Source organism: Varibaculum sp. GTC20041, assembly GCF_055387755.1.
In genome coordinates, this window is the sequence record NZ_AP041144.1 from 415,898 (window position 1) to 432,918 (window position 17,021).

A 17,021-nucleotide genomic window follows, 5' to 3' on the forward strand; every position below is an offset into this window, starting at 1 on the left:
CTAAGAATTTGGGGAGACGACATGAAAATCTCGAACGATACAGTGGCTACCGCCCAGAAGGTGCTGTCCTCTATAGGGGCACCAGTGACGGTTATGGGGTCGATCAATGCAGATTTGACGGTGGAAACTGAGCGGCTTCCTCGACCAGGGGAAACCGTGATCGGCGGGTCGGTAGTTACTCTTCCGGGAGGAAAATCTGCTAATCAGGCAGTAACTTGCTCTCTTTTAGGGGCAAGAACCAAGCTGATAGGGGCATTAGGTAAAGATAGCCATGGTGACCTCCTGCTGGATTCTTTAAACAAGGCGGGAGTCGACACTGCTGGGATTCGGCGTTGTGAGGAGCCATCCGGATCCACAATGATCACTGTGGACGCGACGGGAGAAAATACTATTGTTTACTCAGCCGGCGCGAATGCGCTGGTAAATGCAGATTTTGTGCGGGAAGAAAGTCAGATAATTACCTCGGCGAAAATCCTGGGCTTATGCTTGGAAGCTCCGCTGGATGCGGTGGAGGAAGCAGCAAGAATAGCCCACGACGCCGGGGTACAGGTGGTGCTGAACTTCTCGCCCATCACCCAGGTGTCGGAATCCTTGCTAAAACTGGTTAATGTGCTGATTGTTAATCAGCATGAACTGGCGGTACTAGGAGGCCAAGAAATTGACGTGACTAACCTGGACGAGCTGCGTAAAGCGGTTGCCGACCTCGGATTCGAACAGGTAGTTCTAACTTTAGGCGGTAGTGGGTCTTTGGTGCTCGATTCAGGCGAAGTAACCCGGATCCCTATTTTTGAGGTCGATACTGTAGATACCACCGGGGCAGGGGATTCCTTTATGGGCTCTCTGCTGAGCGCGTTGGCTGCAGGATGTTCGCTGCCTGATGGCGCTTGCCTGGCGGCGGCGGTCTCTTCACTGGCAACCGCCAGAATGGGGGCACAATCCTCTTATAGGAGCGCCAGTGAAGTTCGTGATTTCTTGGCGCAACAGGCAGGGTGAGCCGCAGGTATTTCGCAACGAGATGGTTTCTTTAATCGCGTAACCTGGGCGTTAGGAAAGCGCTATTTACGCCGACTAGAGACATTTTCGTAATAACTGTGGGGGCGGATTCTAACTAAGGTAAGCCCCACTTTCCTTCATGAGGGTGGTATCTGGGGTCCAGTTATGCTGAGTGCTGAGAACTAAGCGTCGCTAGGTAGCTACTTCATCTCGGCGAGTCCTTTTTGTCTGCTGTTTCCCGAGACTCCTCTGAGGGCAACGGTTTAGTTTTCCTATGGCTCGCCTTCCCTTAGAGGTAGCGCTTCGCTTTCCGAGGGCGAAACTTTTCCTGCTTTCTTACCTAGTGTGTTGATGCCCAAAAACCTTTGTACTGCTAGGGTGACCGTGAAGTCACAAAGAATGTCGAGGGGCAAAAATGTGCAGATAAACGGAGGTGCCCAATGAGTCTGGCGGGCGAAAGATTACTAGGAAAATCTTCCGATACGCAGCAGCGAGATGAGCATACCGATGAAAGCGTAAAGACGGCCTCCAAGCTAAATTGGTTGCGTGCTGGGGTTTTGGGCGCTAATGACGGTATCGTTTCAACCGCCGGTGTAGTAGTCGGGGTTGCCGCTGCCGACCCGCAGAATAATATCGCGATTTTTACCGCTGGGATGGCGGCTGTAGTTGCGGGGGCTATTTCCATGGCAGCCGGTGAATATGTTTCCGTATCTACCCAAAAGGACACGGAGCAGGCGCTGGTTCATAAAGAAAAGACGCGGTTGAAGAAAGATCCCGAGGCCGAGTTTGAAGGACTGATTAAGGTTTACGAAGCCAAAGGGCTATCTTCCGAAACTGCCCGGATAGTAGCGAAAGAATACTCTGCGATTGACCCAGTAGCGGCACAGGTAGAGGCGCGTTACTCGATTGATTCGGAAGAATTTGTTAATCCCTGGAACGCTGCTTTTTCTTCTGCGATTTCCTTTGTCTTAGGCGCAGTGTTGCCGATGCTGGCCATCCTGCTGTTCCCGCCGGCCTCCAAGTTCATTGCCACCTTCATCTTGACTTTAGTGGCGCTAGGTTTAGCGGGTTATACCTCCGCTTGGCTCTCAGAAGCTCCTCTAGGACGGGCGGTAATCCGGGTGATTATCGGAGGCGCCCTCGCCATGCTGATTACCGGCGCAGTCGGCCACTTGGTCGGTTTGTCGCTGTAATAGCCTGCAACTGGAGCGGATAATCGGGAAGGTTTGCGCTCGATATAGTCGAATATACCCCCGCTTACGCGGGGAATACGCTAGGGAAATGGACGGCGAAATACAAGAAATGGAATTACCTCCGCTTGCGCGGAGAATACTGCATTTTCGCAGCGCCGCCTTTGAAAACGTCGGAATTACCCCCACTCGCGTGGGGAATACGGGCGTTCACCGTTGGTGGCGCACCAGGTTTCGGAATTACCCCCGCTTGCGCGAGGAATACAGCGTGCCTGCTTCTGCTCCTGCGTTTAGCCCGGAATTACCCCCGCTTGCGCGGGGAATACTTCACCGTAGGCACGCGGCGCGGCTTAGATGCGGAATTACCCCCGCTTGCGCGGGGAATACTGCTCGATCCCCCGGTACAAAATGTTGAAAGCGGAATTACCCCCGCTCGCGCGGGGAATACAGAGGTCGACGGGTTTCCAGGCGATGCGGCAGGGAATTACCCCCGCTCGCGCGGGGAATACCGCTCGGATTCTATTGGTTTTAGACCGAATTCGGAATTACCCCCGCTCGCGCGGGGAATACTCAGCAGAAAGCGCGGGTTTACCCTTGATAACGGAATTACCCCCGCTCGCGCGGGGAATACCTTACCTTTTGCAGGTCAGCGACTTTTGACCCAGAATTACCCCCGCTCGCGCGGGGAATACCAGCCAATGTCCTCTGCTGGATTCTAAGCTGAGGAATTACCCCCGCTCGCGCGGGGAATACCGGTTGAAGTTCTGGCATGCCCGGGTGTAGTCGGAATTACCCCCGCTCGCGCGGGGAATACTTCGCGGCTACACTGTGCTGCGTAGGTACGGCGGAATTACCCCCGCTCGCGCGGGGAATACACTGTCTCACAGGCAATTTTAGATTAACCGTTGGCGATATTGTTTAACTAGCATCTAAAACCTGATTATTCTCGATTGCCCCTTACAAGAGAAGGTTTCTCGATAAGCACGAGTCCATCGAAATCAATAAGCTCAAGTTTGCCACTATTCAATGTTTTTACTGTGAATCCTTGTTCACGTTCATTGCTGGAAGCAATCATTGTTAGCCTGCCATTGCAGGCTGCTTCACAACAGCGTTCCCACAAATTTTCAGCAATTCGGGAGATAACCCGTCCAACGTAAACTCCGGTGTTTACCTCAGTCAAAAAGCGTGAGATATAGCCAGTTACATGCGGAGGTAGCACCTCGCAACATAAGGTTACGAACATCAGACACCATCCCCCCAAGATAAGTGGCCTTTAACTTCTCCTCTGTCATTAATAAGTCGATCATCATTAATTTTGGGAAGGAAAGGTTGGAAAAGTTCCATTAATAGAGAAATCATTTTTGTCAGAATCAAATCTTTATGTAGGTGTCTACGGAGTTCACGCCTACTCCACGTCATGGGGTCGGTCTGATCTAAAGCGCGAAATGCAAGCGGGATTACCAACTTTGGTTTGTATTGATCAGCTAGGTCGAACAGGAGTGCCCTAGCATCACCTCTATGAATTATCCCGAGGGCGGGATTTACTGATAATGCTGCGCAAGCGGAGGCTGCGCAGCCATAAATTATTCCTCCTAACATGTTAAGTGCCATATTAACCTGATCCCCAGATTTAGTATCTCTTCAAAAATTCGTGATTCCGTATTTGCGCGACATATCTCGATAGAGTTTTCGGACCAATTGCCCTTCAATCCCTCTCATCTGACTGATTGTTAAATCCGCATTTATATCGATGCTTAGTTGATTTTTGTATAGCTTTTTTGCGGCTTGACGGGCGTACTTTTCGTTAGCGACCAACCGTGCTTGCGCAATAGCCCAACGCGCAGAGCTAGTTAAGGCAGTTGCATGTGAATAGTATGGGATGCCGTTCTCCCCCGTGAAAACTATCGTCAATCCGGCACGAGTACAGCTAGCAATCGCTGGTTGGGTAATTGAAGTTCCGGGACCAAGAAACAGTACAGCGATACCTGCAACGGGAATTTGTATCAGTTTTGTCCGGATATCGTCTTCGTATTCTCTTAGGGCAACTACTCCAGTGCGATTCTGTTCTATGCGGCAGTATTCAAGATATAGAAAGGAGATACGATCCTCCTCACGTATCTGGTGGTTAACGGGTATTTTTGCAAATATTAGAGCTTGGTCGGAGTAGGACACGACTGTGCCTTTCAAATAGGGTTTTTATGAATCTACTATTAATCCTAAGGTTGGGTCATAGCGTAACAATCGGGAAGAATCTGCCCCCGTGTTATCAAAATCTAAAATATATTTCCCCCGTAATAAAGCGGGAGCTGACTCATCGATCAGCGTGGTATAATCGCTGTTATTTTCAAACTTTCGTACTACTGTACTCGCTGAGATAGGAATTTCCGCTCTGAGTGCATCAAGCAGCGCCTTGTGGTAGCTCCTAACTTCCCATTCTTTGCGCGGTATATTTATTAGTTTCTCTAAATGTTCTTTTGAGGTGACGCCGGGAACATTTGCTTGTGATCCGCAGGCAATGACAAAGGCTTTGGGACGATCTGTAAAACGTGTCAGCGGAGTTTCGGCCTGAGCGTTCTCTTTATTTCCTAATGGGCCGGTTAGTTTTTCAAAACTGGTCAGAGTTATCCAGTCTTCGCCTAGCAGGTTTGTAAGTGGTTCGGTCCAATACTCTGCTCTCATAGTTTTAATTCCATCTGCCGCTATGCTCTCAAAATCCGCTTCGCTTCCGAGAGAGTTGTAGCTAACCCAAGCCTCATCAACGAATTCCTGTATTTGTGATGGAACTTCTATAGATCCGCGATGTTTGCGCAGCCATTCAAAGGTTCTAAGCATTGCCGCTCGGGGATAAGGGAAACCCCAACTAGCAAAAATTTCACTCTCAAAATTTGTACCCGAAGCTATGTGCATGAACAGGTTACTGACGCCTGGTATTCGCGATATACGATCCTCATCTTCTCGGCGCCAACATCTGCCGGCTCTCTGAATCAATGAAGCAGCTGGAGCCAAGTCTGAACTTATTAGATCAAAATCTATATCAAGGGAAGCTTCAATAGCTTGAGTGCCAATCACTGTTAAGCCCTGAATAGTAGAACCGGGACCGAGAAACTTAGTTAGATTATCGGAAACAAGCTACTGTTTTCTCCGGATTCTCAACATGGTAACGCCATTGCCCGTCGCACGTATCTATCGAATGCTGAGTTTATCGTCCGAATTTTCGTGAATGAACACGCTGAAGAAATTGATACAGCTTTAGCTGCTCCAAAGTTTGTTACGTATCTTGGCCGTAAAGCTTTTGCCCCTAGTTTTCCATTTTATTTAGGAATTGGCAGCGATAATGAGCTATTTGATATCCCTACTTTCCAACACGAATACACTTCAGAACAGGTTCAACTGACCGTACGTCGACTGTTGCCACTGGGAATGGAAACAACTTCCGTGGTTCAAGTTCCGGCTACGTCAAATCGTTTGGAGTGGCTAGAGCAGGTGGGGAAATCCTTGCGTCGCCGCGGATCATAAGTTGCGTGCGAATCGAGCTAATCATTGGTGATCTAATTTTCAGATTTATAAAGAGGATGATATTTCAATAGGTAGTTGTCCTCATAATAGGAATAGAGCGGTTTTAGCGATTAATGCGTAATGCCCCGCACCTGCGGGGATCGTGCCTGGGTGGGACTATGTTTGTCATGGCGAACATGGATATAACGGTTAGTGACTATTCCATGGATGAAAACGATGACATACGATGAGCTTTATGCTTCTTCGCGCGCATTCTTTTAAGCTCATACCCCCCCCGAACAGATAGCGATTCTAGATAGTCACGAAAAATGCTCTGACCAGGTCTCGCAAACCCGTGGCTATTTTTCTAGGAAACTGTGCAGCCTCACGTCCTCGCGTCCTTGCGCGTGGCGGGCTAATTCGGGGGTAAATCCTGACTTTGCGTAGACAGCATAGCGGGGTGTCTTGTGGTGTTTGACTAATTTACTGCGGTTTTCTAGGGTTTTCAGGACATCAATGCCGACGGGTTGACTGGACCACTTAGCTTCGATAAACAGAGTAGATTTATTCCCTCCGGCGACTAGATCGATTTCTTCGGATTGATGCGTTTTCGGGTCGCTACCCCACCAGCGGGCACGATTTTGGTACAGCTCGACTAGCTTTCCAGCGGCATTGTCGCGGTCGAAAAGATCCGCGACAATCTGCTCGAAGCCCAGCCCCATGAAACTGTTGAGTCCGGGAATAACGTTCGCTTCCAGAGCAGCTAAACCCGCACCCAACTCGATAGTCGACAGGTTGGGTTGCACGAATTGGTACCAAAAACGGAAACAGCCGTCTTGAATCCGATAAATGGTTTTTCGCCCGCCCATTTTCATTGTCGCATTCCAGGGAATTTGTTTATCCACGATACCCAGATCCATTAAGGCGCCAAGGTAGTTCGTGAGAACCCCGGTAGGAATCCCGGTTCTGGTAGCGATTTGATTGTGTTTTGAGGCTCCGTCAGAAATCGCGCGCAAAATAGAGCTATAGCGTTTTGGCTCTCGCAGTTCTTGTTTTAGTAGGTTTCCTGGTTCTTCCACCAGGCGGCCACTGGGATCAAAGAATAGTTTCGCCAGGTTCTCGGAAACGCTGGTACTGGTGTCAATAAAGTCGAGGTATTCCGCCACGCCACCGGTAGCAGCGTAAAGAACTGCGGCATCCAAACGGGGTAGAGGGGCGAGAAAATCCTCGGTATCCAAAAAATCAAAAGGTCTCAATCGAATCTGACCGGTACGCCGCCCATACAGAGGACTTTTCGCGGAGAGGACTTGCCGCTCCATGAAACTCATCGACGACCCGCACAAAATCAGATGCAGTCCGGTCCCTGCCCATTGAGAATCGCAAAACTTCTGCAGTAACGAAGAAATCGGCGGCCAACCCGCCGCCAAGTACGGAAACTCATCGATTACTAGTACAAACGGTGTCCGGCGAGCCACATCTGTCATGTCGGCAAACAGATCCTCAAAGGAGCCATAATGTGCCCGCGAGACCGTTAAACCTGGCTCGTTCAAGGCTTGGAACTGGGAAAATGTACGGGAAAAACTGTTCAAGTTTGTCTTCTTATCGGCCTCCAGCGCCATAAAATATACAGCGGGCTTGTCAGCAATATATTCCCTAATCAGACGAGTCTTTCCGACCCGGCGGCGCCCGTAGACAACGGTGAACTCGAAACGATCACTGCCCCACGCTCTCTCCAGCGCTTCTAGCTCGCGTTCGCGCCCGATAAAACGCTCCATCATTCACCCCCGATTCCAGAAATGCAGCTCACTCCCATGATAGCTACCGTGTCGGAGATTAGCAATATCGTAAACATGTATATCGAGATATTGTTAGCAAGGTGATTTTGCTTCAAGGTCAGGGAAAACAGCGTTCAGGTATCAAATACAGCATCCAATGCATAATAAAAACTACATTGAGAGTGGTTTTTATTATGCTTACGGGTGTAGATGAATTTATCTGTCGCGGGTTACTGTAGGCGCATCTTTACCGGGGACTGGCAAATGTAAGTGGCGATAAACCGTTTCACCAGCATCTTTGATTTCGCCGCGTTGCTTAGCGGTTCTGCCGATCAAGTGCGCACCAATCGGTGCCGTCAGAGTTTGCAGCACAATCGCTAGCAGCACTACAGTCAGCCACGACCAGGTTTGTCGAATCGCCACCAAGCCCAGACAGGTCAAAATAAACCCGGTTAACTGCGGTTTTGTGGCAGCGTGTTGCCGTTGCAGCAAAGTTGGAAGCTTCACTACTCCAATGGCAGCAATTAGAGTTAAGGCAGAACCCAGGGTGAGAATCACCATCCCCAGGTAGGTGAGGGCGTTGGAGCAGCTTTCACTCATCACGTCCTCCTTGCCCAATAACAGCGTCCGCTTTTGGTTCCGGTTTCTTAGCCACGTTTGGATCAGCATCTTGTGCCTGTTCGGCTGCGGAACGCTGCCCAATAATCCGCGCTACCGCGGTCGCCGTCAAGAAACTCACCAAAGTCAACACCAGTAAAACCTGCATAGTGTCATCGCGCTCCCCGGTCACTGACACCAAACAAATAATCCCGATGGTAATCGCGGTTAATAGATCCAAGGCCACGGTACGATTCAAAATCCCTGGTCCGCGCCACAGCACGTACAAAGCCAGCAGTTCAGCGACACTGAGCATCGCCCAGTTTAAAACAAAAATCCAAGTCATAGTGCCTACTGCCTCTCACTATCGGGTCGTGGTTGGGCATCCTCATCAATGACATACCGGCTCCGCGCAGAATAGGGGATTTTACCCTCCGCTACCAGCTGCTCGTAGCGCTGTAAACGCTCCTGAGCTTCTTGAATCTCTGCCTTACTGCCCAAAGCTTTCACAATTCTCATTTCGAGGGCGTGTAAAGATTTCTCAACCCCGCGCGCCCCTTTAGATAGGTCACGATCTAACACATGCAAAGTTACTCGCGAGGGATTTATCCGAGCCCACACTACTAAAGAACCTGGCACCAGGCAGGTCATCGCGGAAGCCATGGTTAAATAAAACTCTGAGCGGGTCACCATCTCCACTTCTACCATCTGCGGACGAGCAGGTTTGTTTCTGAGCACCACATAAGCTACTTGCAGAGCAGAAGCCAAAAGATCCCAACCGAAGCGGAGCGCCAGCCAAGCAACCTGCAAGGGACGGAATCTTTTTACCGGGTTAACATGTGGCATCGGGAAAAATAATTGCAAACCCACCGCGATCAGCAGGCCACCGCCGATAGAAACAGCGGACAGATCACGAATCAGCAGCATCCAGACCACGAACAACCAGATGCTCATCCCTAGGGAACAGCGTCGCGGTAGATTCCTTAACCGCTGTTTCAGACTTGGGCGCGAAGGCGCAGCGTTGACGGGGGTAATCTCGCCCTGGTGCTTCCTATTCTTTTGGTTCGCGCCAGATCTTTCTGGTAACTGAGACCCCTTAGCCGAGGCAGGAGTTGCAGCTATAGTTTGCTGAGCCCTGTCATCGCGGCTGTCGCTAATCATTGCTACCTCCCCTCACTGGTACAGATCCATATGATTTTCGTGGGGACAGTGATAAAGCATCAAAAAGAACGCTCTTGGTAGTGGTTTCAGCCGCAGCGGTATCCGCTTGGTTCCCGTCCTCGTTTAAAAAATCTCCCCGATTCCCCGAAGAAAGCTTCGAGATTCCGTGCCCGCGTCCGTCTTCTCCCAAAACCGCGCGTTGATATTCAGCGCGTGTCAGAGAGATAGTGGCGCGTTCGGTGAAAGTGTAGACGGGACCGGCAAATACCGAAAGGCCAATCGTTACCGCGGTTAGGAAACCGGTTGCCGCCCAGACTCCCCGGGGAATGCGGGCAGCAGGATTCAAAGTATCTACGGCTTCCTCTTCTTCACCGCCACTTTCTTGCGCAGATTCACGTCCCTGCCAGAAAGTTTGTAGCCAGATCTTGACCACCACATAGAGCGTCAGTAGGGAGGCAACTAGTCCCGCAGCCAGCAGTGCCCAGGCCAGGGGAGTATTGCGGGCCGCCGTCGCCTCGGCTAGCCCCAGTTTGCCCAAAAAACCAGTCAAAGGTGGGAAACCCACCAGGTTGAAAGCCGGAATCAAATACCAGATCGCTAGTAGCGGTGAAATCTTAGCTAAGGAGTGCAAGCGGCGCAGCGAGGTCGAACCGCCGATTTTCTCCATCATGCCTGCCACTAAGAACAAGGTCGTTTGCACCAGAATATGGTGAACAGCGTAAAACACTGCCGAAGCGATTCCCAGGGTGTTAGCCAAAGAAATTCCCCAGATCATAAAACCGATATGGGAAACCAAGGTAAAAGAAAGCAACCGTTTAATATCGTCCTGGGCAACCGCCCCCAAGATTCCTACGATCATAGTGAAAATCCCGACTACCGCCAGTACCACATCTACCGGGGAAGTCGGGAAAATAAGTACCTGCATCCGGATAATCGCATACACCCCAACTTTGGTTAGCAAACCCGCAAATACTGCGGTTATCGGGGCGGGAGCTGTGGGGTACGAGTCTGGCAACCAAGCGGAAAGCGGGAACACTGCCGCCTTCAAACCAAAGGCTACCAGGAATAATGTTTGGATCAGCATGGCGACTGCCGGATCGATTTCAGTTAGCCGCATAGAAAGCTGTGCCATGTTCATGGTGCCGCAAGCGCCGTAAAGGCTGGCAAGTGCTACCAGGAAAATCGCTGACCCCACCATCGAAACTGCCACGTAAACCGTGCCGGATCGGATACGATCCCGGGTGCCTCCCAGAGTAATTAACACAAACGAGGAGGTGAGCAGAATCTCTACCCCCACGTAGAGGTTAAACATATCTCCGGTGAGGAACGCGTTATTTACTCCGGCGCATAACACCAAGTAGGTGGGGTGGAAGATCGGAGTAGGAATATCTTGCGATTCGTGGACGGTACCTTCTGAGAGCGAATAAGCCAGTACCGCCACCATTACCACTAAGGAAGTACATAGCATTATTGCCGCGAGACGGTCAGCTACCAGGGAGATTCCAATCGGAGCCGCCCAAGACCCTACATCTAAAACCAGAGTCGCTTTATCAGTTAACCCAAGAATCGCCAGGGCAAAAATTAAAGCAAGCGACAGCGTCACAAAGGCAACCGCCGACTGTATACGGTAATGCCTCCCTAATCCCAAAGTTAAAGCCGCGGATAGCAGGGGAAGAAGAACTGGTAACGCTAAAAGAAAGTTCACAGTTCCCTCCGTTTACGGCCACGTTTCTTATCTAGCTCATCCAGATCCAGGCGTAGGAAGCGTTCGGTGTCGCCAACTTTCTTCGCTAAGCGCCGATCTTCCAGGTCATCGGTGACCTCGTCATGTCCCGATAGCCGCCAAGAACGGTAGGCAAGTGCCAATCCGAACGCTGTAGTGGCCATCGACAGCACTATCGCAGTTAGAATCATTCCTTGCGGCAAAGGATCTGACATTTTTGACAGGGCTGTACCCAAAATTGGGGCAGTGCCGGCGCGTCCTCCCTGGGACAGCAGGAATAAATTAATCCCATTACCCAGTAGCCCTAATCCAATAACGATCCGGGTTAAAGTACGTTCGGTGACCAGGTAAACCCCGCAGGCAACCAGAAATCCGGCAGCCAACAACAGGCAGAGAGAAACGCTCATTGCTTTGCCTCCTGCACCTTAGAAACGGACACGCTATGTACCAGGTTCTTTTCTTTTTCTTCCGAGGGTGCGTCCACAGTTTCCTCTTCATCATCCGGTAAGCCAACGGCATGATCCACCGGATCTAGCCGGCCGGTAATATCGGCTTCGGGCAGCTGATTCCCCGCAGATTCGCCCTGGCGGTCAATCTCCGAACCCAGAGATTGCAATAAATCCAGTACTACCCCGATAACCAGCAAATACACCCCAATATCTAGCCCCATTGCCGATGTAAAATGCAGTTCCCCCAAAATCCCTAAATCAAGATGCGCCTCCACGCTTTGTAAAATGGTGTAGCCAAACGCTAGCGGAATCAAGGCGCTAACTACCGCGGTGGTCATGCCGAACGCAATAATCCCGCCCGGTCTGGCCGGAACCGCCTCTAAAAGTTCAAAGCGTCCTCCCGCAAAATAACGGATCGTAATCCCAATCCCGGCAACCATGCCTCCAATAAAGCCTCCGCCGGGGTTGTTATGGCCGATAAACAATAGCCATACCGATACCAGCAGTAAAGTGTGGTACAAGATCCGGGTAGAAACTTCCAGCAAAATCGAGCGGCGGCGTGGACTAATTAACGTAGCAACCGCCAGCCAAGTTTGTTGGGGGCCAGCGGAAATCTTACGTAAATGCCCCCGACGCCGCCGCGCCCTCATCAATAGTCGGCGCCGGCGTGCGCGATGGGAACTAGCCAGGGCGCTAGATAGCCCTCGCAGGTAGATCAGGGCAGTAACCCCGGTAGCGGCAACTAGGAGTACCGAAAGTTCTCCAACAGTATCCCAGGCTCTAACGTCTACCAACAAGATATTGACCAGGTTTTGTCCCCCGGCAAAAATACTTCCTTCGGTAGTGACCAGGTTCGAGACTGGTTCATGAATGCGGGCAGAGGACGTGGAAAGCCCCAATAGCACGATGCCTACTCCGCAGGCAGCGGCTATTAAAAGGCGATAACTCGGAGCCCAGCGACTCACTCGGCGCGAGAACCGGGCTGGTAGGCGCCGCAAAACCAGTAAAAACAATGTAAGAGTGACCGCTTCTACCACCAACTGGGTAAGCGCTAAGTCCGGAGCCCCCTGCAGTACGTAAATGGCGGCCACAGCAGCTCCGCAAGCCGACAGCGCCAGTACTGCATTCAGGCGGCGCTGGGCAACAACACAGATGGCAGCCATGCCGATCAGAGCGAAACAAATGAATGCTTGCCCGAAGGAATCTGCGAAATGCCAGCTGTGCATATCGTTAATTCCCAGCAGGCATACCCCAGTTGCCACTGCCGAAACCGTAAATATCACTGAAAGGTCAGCCGGAAGAGAACCGGTTTGTACCTTACCTGTAACCCAAGCAGCCCCCTGCTCCAAAGCACGGATAGCCCGCGAATACAACCCCTGGGCGCTCCAACGCGGCGAAAAAGCTAAGCGCCGCTGCAGCCGCGCCAGCCGTGCCCGCTTCCAAAATAGGCCGAAACCTGCCGCCAAGATAAAGACAGTTACCAAGGCAGGCAGTATTCCCGACCAAAGATGGAGACTCCCCGGATCTTGCTGATAACTTTGGATCGCGATCGGGCGCAAAAAATGGTCAAGGACGCTCGGCAAGAATCCGAGAATTACCGAAAGCCCGGTAAGAATCCCGGGAACCGCTGTGAGCATTTTGCCGGTTGCGCGCAATTTTTGCCGATGAGGACATGATCCTTTGCGGTCATGCTTATGACTGAAAGCGCCCCAAAAATAGCGCAGCGAATAGGCGAAAGTTAATGCGGAGCCCACAATAAGCGCTGCGAAAACTATCGCCGATTGCCCGTTGCCTACTGACCCCATAAGGGCAGTAATTGCATGTTCTTTCCCCAAATATCCACTGGAAATCGGGATTCCGGACATAGATAGAATCCCCACTAAGGCGCAGGTAGCTAGCGTACGCGAACGTCCCCCCAGGCCACATAGACTGGGGAACTCGCGGGTGCCGGTTTGTTTTTCGATAGTCCCGGTGGTCAGGAATAGGCCGGATTTAAAGGTGGAATGGGCAGCTAGAACGCACAAACCTGCCAGGTATAGCTGGGGGCTAGCCGAACCAATAAGCATGGTGAGGAATCCCAGCTGGGAAACCGTGCCGAAAGCCAAAACCAGCTTTAGGTCGGTTTGCCGCAGCGCCGCGTAACCTCCTAGCAGCATAGTCGTTGCCCCTAAAATAATGATTTCCCAGGTAAGCGCGGGGAAGCGGGCAAATGCGGGCGCAAATCGGGCGATCAGGTAGATCCCTGCTTTTACCATGGCTGCCGCGTGTAGGAATGCCGAAACGGGAGTGGGAGCGGCCATCGCGGAGGGGAGCCAGAAGTGAGTTGGGAAAATCGCCGACTTAGTAACTGCCGCAAATAAAATCAAGGCTAATCCACAGCCAGCCGCAACCGGTTCTACCTGAGTGTCCAGGGCAGTCGGGGAGGACAAAACGGTTAAGAGGTCGCTAATCCTAAAGGAGCCCCCCGGCATAATCCCCAGGATCACAAACCCCGCGAACATACTTAAAGAACCGGTGGTGGTCACTAAGATTGCTTGGCGGGCGGCGGCGCGGGAGGCACGTTCCTCTGCTTCGTGACCAATCAAAATAAAGGAGCTAAAAGTAGTAATTTCCCAGAAGAAGTAGAGGGTCATGGTGTGATCTGCCAGGACCAGACCAGACATCGAGGCTGCAAAACCTAGGAAAGCGGCAATGAATTGACCAAGCCGTGGAGAATCATTGGAGAAATACTGTGCGCAGTACACCAGGATTATCGAGCCGACCAGGTTGATTACTATTAACATTAGCCAAGATAGACCGGTGAGTCGAAACCCTATTTCCAGATCTAGCGCGCTTGACCATTGATAAAACTCCGCTATTTCCTGAGATCCAGTGCCGAACGCTTCCCGGGTGTGAGATAGCGTCCAGACGAGGACGCTAAGGGGCATGAGGGCAGCAATGTAAAATGTGCGTTGTCTAAAGTACTTCACTAGGAAGGGGATGAGCAACGCCGCCAAGAAGTAGCACCCAATCAGCGGGGCGGCGTGATCCCACAAGAGCATAGCTAGTTCCAATCCACTTCTAGGTTTCCGTCCAACAGCTTCTAGATGAGTACTCATCGTATCGTGAACCGAAATTATTGGGGAGTTTCGCCCGAAAAGAGACAGTGGGTAGCGCGGAACGTAGGAGCGCTTCCTCTTTAAGTTCTCGTGGGGATTAATTTTGTTTTTGATTAGCTGAATCTTGCTTGTTTACGATTAAGTCGAGCTTTCAAGTGATGGAGAACACTTTCTCGTGACGTAATAAGCGGGAATATGCGGTACTATAGTCCTATATCTTGATGTCGAGGTACTTAATGAGAGGACGTGCAAGTGGACCTTTACGAATACCAGGCTCGCGACCTATTTGAGGCGCACGGGGTTCCCGTGTTAGCCGGAATCGTGGCCGAAACTCCTGAAGAGGCTCAAAAAGCTGCTGAGAAACTCGCCCAGCCCCTGGTGGTGGTAAAAGCTCAAGTCAAGACGGGTGGCCGTGGGAAAGCCGGCGGGGTTAAACTAGCTCGCAGTCCCCAGGAAGCACGCGAAAAAGCCGAAGAAATCCTGGGTATGGATATTAAGGGACATACCGTGCACCGGGTGTTAGTTGCCGCTGGTGCCGATATCGCTTCTGAATACTATTTCTCGATTCTGCTTGACCGTTCAAATCGTCGCCACCTGGCCATGTGCTCCAAAGAAGGCGGTATGGAGATTGAGCAACTGGCCAAAGAACGCCCAGAAGCCTTGGCAAAGGTACCCTTGCCGGTTACTGGCATTGACGGAGAGGTCGCCCGCAAGATTCTTAAAGAGGCCGGTTTTGAGGATGAAGAAGTCATCAGTAAAGCCGTGCCGGTGCTAGAAGAGCTCTGGGACGTATATCAGGGCGAGGATGCCACGCTAGTAGAGGTAAACCCCTTGGTGTCCAGTGAAGAGGGCGAAATTATTGCCTTGGATGGGAAAGTTACCTTGGATGATAACGCCCGTTTCCGTCATCCTGGTCATGAGGAACTGGTGGATAAACGCACTGAAGATCCCCTGGAAGCCAAAGCGAAAGAAAAAGGCTTGAACTATGTACACCTAGAAGGTCAGGTAGGGATCATTGGTAACGGCGCTGGTTTGGTGATGTCAACTTTGGACGTGGTCGCCTACGCCGGCGAAGAATACGGGGTAAAACCAGCGAACTTCCTCGATATTGGGGGCGGAGCCTCCGCGCAGGTAATGGCTGATGGGCTGGACGTGATTCTGGGTGATCCCCAGGTCAAGTCGGTATTCGTAAACGTATTCGGCGGAATCACTGCCTGTGATCAGGTGGCTTCCGGAATCGTGAAAGCAATTGAAATCTTGGGGGATAAAGCCACTAAGCCGCTGGTGGTACGCCTAGATGGCAACTCAGTGGAAGCTGGTCGCAAGATTTTGGAAGAAGCGAACCTAGAGCAAGTGACCATGGTAGAAACTATGGACGCTGGCGCCGCCCAGGCAGCTAAACTCGCTGCTGGCTGTTAAGAATCGGTAAAAGAATAAGGAGAAACCAAATGTCAGTATTCCTTGATTCCTCAGCCCGGATTGTCGTACAGGGCATGACCGGTTCCGAGGGACGCAAACACACCCGATTAATGCTAGGGGCCGGTACCAACGTGGTAGGGGGAACCAACCCCAAGAAAGCCGGGCAAACGGTCGATTTCGATATCGTCCCCCTGGGAGAGGCCGCAGAAAAGAAAGGCGTTCAAGCCGGAACAGTTTCGGTGCCGGTTTTTGGCACCGTGAAAGAAGCCATGGAAAAAGAGGGTGCGAATGTGTCGGTAGTGTTCGTTCCCCCGCGTTTTGCTAAGGGCGCGGTTTTAGAGGCCGTAGAGGCCGGGATGCCGCTCATCGTAGTGATTACCGAGGGGATTCCGGTACAGGATTCCACCGAGTTCGTAAATGCCGCCCTGGAGAAGGGATGCCGGATTATCGGTCCGAACTGCCCGGGGATTATTACGCCGGGACAGTCCAATGTGGGCATTACCCCGGCAGATATTACCGGTTCTGGGCCTATTGGGCTGGTATCCAAGTCTGGTACTTTGACCTATCAAATGATGTTTGAACTGCGAGATATTGGCTTTACTACCTGTATGGGGATCGGTGGTGACCCGGTGGTGGGCACCACCCATATCGATGCGCTCGAGGCCTTTGAAAAAGACCCCGACACCAAGGTAATCGTGATGATCGGTGAAATCGGAGGCGATGCAGAAGAACGTGCCGCCGACTATATCGCCGCTAATGTCACCAAACCGGTGATCGCCTATGTAGCAGGCTTTACTGCTCCTAAAGGTAAAACTATGGGACACGCAGGCGCTATCGTCTCCGGTTCCGCCGGGACTGCCCAGGCGAAGAAGGAAGCTCTGGAAGCTCAAGGCGTAAAAGTCGGGAAGACTCCTTCCCAAACAGCGGAACTGGCCAGGGAGGCATTTAAGGCTCTTAGCTAACTGTCAGTCAGTGCCAGATAGCCAGGTTACCTGCTGTTGACAGGCGGATTGCTGAAATCTAGATACCTATAAATGTCGCTGGGGGGGCGGTGCATGGCGCCGCCCCCCAGTAGACTATTTACCGTCAGGCATAGCTGACCGCGGTGCGCCTAAGTGGCA

At 51.6% G+C, this 17,021-nt stretch carries 16 protein-coding genes; 5 read left to right on the forward strand and 11 right to left on the reverse strand.

The window, feature by feature from the left end:
• Nucleotides 1-21: 21 nt before the first annotated feature.
• Both ACZ5BI_RS01665 and ACZ5BI_RS01670 read left to right on the forward strand, forming a co-directional pair.
• On the forward strand, nt 22-993 hold the full coding sequence (locus tag ACZ5BI_RS01665) for a ribokinase (RefSeq protein WP_464896479.1): 972 nt from the start codon (nt 22-24) through the stop codon (nt 991-993).
• A gap of 440 nt (nt 994-1,433) precedes the next feature.
• Nucleotides 1,434-2,186: a VIT1/CCC1 transporter family protein gene (locus ACZ5BI_RS01670; protein WP_464896480.1), complete on the forward strand. Its 753-nt coding sequence runs from the start codon at nt 1,434-1,436 to the stop codon at nt 2,184-2,186.
• 937 nt (nt 2,187-3,123) lie between these two features.
• On the opposite strand, the gene cas2e is transcribed toward ACZ5BI_RS01670, so the two are convergent.
• The 4 genes from cas2e to ACZ5BI_RS01690 all read right to left on the reverse strand — a co-directional run bounded on the left by cas2e (nt 3,124) and on the right by ACZ5BI_RS01690 (nt 5,252).
• Nucleotides 3,124-3,363 (reverse strand): type I-E CRISPR-associated endoribonuclease Cas2e, encoded by a 240-nt coding sequence (gene cas2e, locus ACZ5BI_RS01675; protein WP_464896481.1) that lies wholly within the window; start codon nt 3,361-3,363, stop codon nt 3,124-3,126.
• A 62-nt stretch (nt 3,364-3,425) separates the two neighbouring features.
• Nucleotides 3,426-3,794 carry a hypothetical protein gene (locus ACZ5BI_RS01680; protein WP_464896482.1) on the reverse strand — a complete coding sequence of 123 codons (369 nt, stop codon included), beginning with the start codon at nt 3,792-3,794 and terminating at the stop codon, nt 3,426-3,428.
• 30 nt (nt 3,795-3,824) lie between these two features.
• Nucleotides 3,825-4,355: a CRISPR-associated endonuclease Cas1 gene (locus ACZ5BI_RS01685; RefSeq protein WP_464896483.1), complete on the reverse strand. Its 531-nt coding sequence runs from the start codon at nt 4,353-4,355 to the stop codon at nt 3,825-3,827.
• A gap of 24 nt (nt 4,356-4,379) precedes the next feature.
• Nucleotides 4,380-5,252 (reverse strand): hypothetical protein, encoded by an 873-nt coding sequence (locus ACZ5BI_RS01690; protein WP_464896484.1) that lies wholly within the window; start codon nt 5,250-5,252, stop codon nt 4,380-4,382.
• A 147-nt stretch (nt 5,253-5,399) separates the two neighbouring features.
• Between ACZ5BI_RS01690 and ACZ5BI_RS01695 the strand changes: the two genes are divergently transcribed.
• Nucleotides 5,400-5,699, forward strand: a complete 300-nt coding sequence (locus ACZ5BI_RS01695; RefSeq protein ID WP_464896485.1) for a hypothetical protein — start codon at nt 5,400-5,402, stop codon at nt 5,697-5,699.
• Nucleotides 5,700-6,037: 338 nt separating this feature from the next.
• Here ACZ5BI_RS01695 and ACZ5BI_RS01700 read toward each other — a convergent pair whose 3' ends face one another.
• The 7 genes from ACZ5BI_RS01700 to ACZ5BI_RS01730 form a co-directional block, all read right to left on the reverse strand.
• Complete coding sequence (locus ACZ5BI_RS01700) at nt 6,038-7,456, reverse strand: ATP-binding protein (protein WP_464896486.1); 1,419 nt, start codon at nt 7,454-7,456, stop codon at nt 6,038-6,040.
• A gap of 213 nt (nt 7,457-7,669) precedes the next feature.
• On the reverse strand, nt 7,670-8,053 hold the full coding sequence (gene mnhG, locus ACZ5BI_RS01705; protein ID WP_464896487.1) for a monovalent cation/H(+) antiporter subunit G: 384 nt from the start codon (nt 8,051-8,053) through the stop codon (nt 7,670-7,672).
• Nucleotides 8,046-8,396: an MrpF/PhaF family protein gene (locus tag ACZ5BI_RS01710; RefSeq protein WP_316086007.1), complete on the reverse strand. Its 351-nt coding sequence runs from the start codon at nt 8,394-8,396 to the stop codon at nt 8,046-8,048. Before ACZ5BI_RS01710 ends, mnhG begins: the two co-directional genes overlap by 8 nt.
• A 5-nt stretch (nt 8,397-8,401) precedes the next feature.
• The gene (locus tag ACZ5BI_RS01715) at nt 8,402-9,004 is read right to left on the reverse strand and encodes a Na+/H+ antiporter subunit E (RefSeq protein ID WP_464896488.1); all 603 of its coding nucleotides are present in this window, start codon (nt 9,002-9,004) and stop codon (nt 8,402-8,404) included.
• Between the two features lie 199 nt (nt 9,005-9,203).
• Complete coding sequence (locus tag ACZ5BI_RS01720) at nt 9,204-10,916, reverse strand: Na+/H+ antiporter subunit D (protein ID WP_464896489.1); 1,713 nt, start codon at nt 10,914-10,916, stop codon at nt 9,204-9,206.
• Nucleotides 10,913-11,341, reverse strand: a complete 429-nt coding sequence (locus ACZ5BI_RS01725; protein WP_024059383.1) for a Na(+)/H(+) antiporter subunit C — start codon at nt 11,339-11,341, stop codon at nt 10,913-10,915. The genes ACZ5BI_RS01720 and ACZ5BI_RS01725 overlap by 4 nt, the downstream gene beginning before the upstream one ends.
• Entirely contained in the window at nt 11,338-14,481 is a 3,144-nt protein-coding gene (locus tag ACZ5BI_RS01730; RefSeq protein WP_464896490.1) for a Na+/H+ antiporter subunit A, read from the reverse strand. The genes ACZ5BI_RS01725 and ACZ5BI_RS01730 overlap by 4 nt, the downstream gene beginning before the upstream one ends.
• Before the next feature lie 252 nt (nt 14,482-14,733).
• Here ACZ5BI_RS01730 and sucC point away from each other — a divergent pair, with 252 nt between their 5' ends.
• A complete protein-coding gene (gene sucC, locus ACZ5BI_RS01735) occupies nt 14,734-15,900 on the forward strand; it encodes an ADP-forming succinate--CoA ligase subunit beta (protein ID WP_278610715.1) in 1,167 nt (388 codons plus the stop codon).
• Nucleotides 15,901-15,929: 29 nt separating this feature from the next.
• A complete protein-coding gene (sucD, locus tag ACZ5BI_RS01740; RefSeq protein WP_464896491.1) occupies nt 15,930-16,862 on the forward strand; it encodes a succinate--CoA ligase subunit alpha in 933 nt (310 codons plus the stop codon).
• Nucleotides 16,863-17,021 lie beyond the last annotated feature (159 nt).

Bases quoted from the DNA above. Each gene is read 5' to 3' on its own strand.
- ACZ5BI_RS01725 (WP_024059383.1), bottom strand. From the start codon at position 11,341: ATGAGCGTTTCTCTCTGCCTGTTGTTGGCTGCCGGATTTCTGGTTGCC.
- ACZ5BI_RS01665 (WP_464896479.1), top strand. From the start codon at position 22: ATGAAAATCTCGAACGATACAGTGGCTACCGCCCAGAAGGTGCTGTCC.
- ACZ5BI_RS01700 (WP_464896486.1), bottom strand. From the start codon at position 7,456: ATGATGGAGCGTTTTATCGGGCGCGAACGCGAGCTAGAAGCGCTGGAG.
- mnhG (WP_464896487.1), bottom strand. From the start codon at position 8,053: ATGAGTGAAAGCTGCTCCAACGCCCTCACCTACCTGGGGATGGTGATT.
- ACZ5BI_RS01680 (WP_464896482.1), bottom strand. From the start codon at position 3,794: ATGGCACTTAACATGTTAGGAGGAATAATTTATGGCTGCGCAGCCTCC.
- ACZ5BI_RS01710 (WP_316086007.1), bottom strand. From the start codon at position 8,396: ATGACTTGGATTTTTGTTTTAAACTGGGCGATGCTCAGTGTCGCTGAA.
- ACZ5BI_RS01715 (WP_464896488.1), bottom strand. From the start codon at position 9,004: ATGAGCATCTGGTTGTTCGTGGTCTGGATGCTGCTGATTCGTGATCTG.
- ACZ5BI_RS01670 (WP_464896480.1), top strand. From the start codon at position 1,434: ATGAGTCTGGCGGGCGAAAGATTACTAGGAAAATCTTCCGATACGCAG.
- ACZ5BI_RS01730 (WP_464896490.1), bottom strand. From the start codon at position 14,481: ATGAGTACTCATCTAGAAGCTGTTGGACGGAAACCTAGAAGTGGATTG.
- sucD (WP_464896491.1), top strand. From the start codon at position 15,930: ATGTCAGTATTCCTTGATTCCTCAGCCCGGATTGTCGTACAGGGCATG.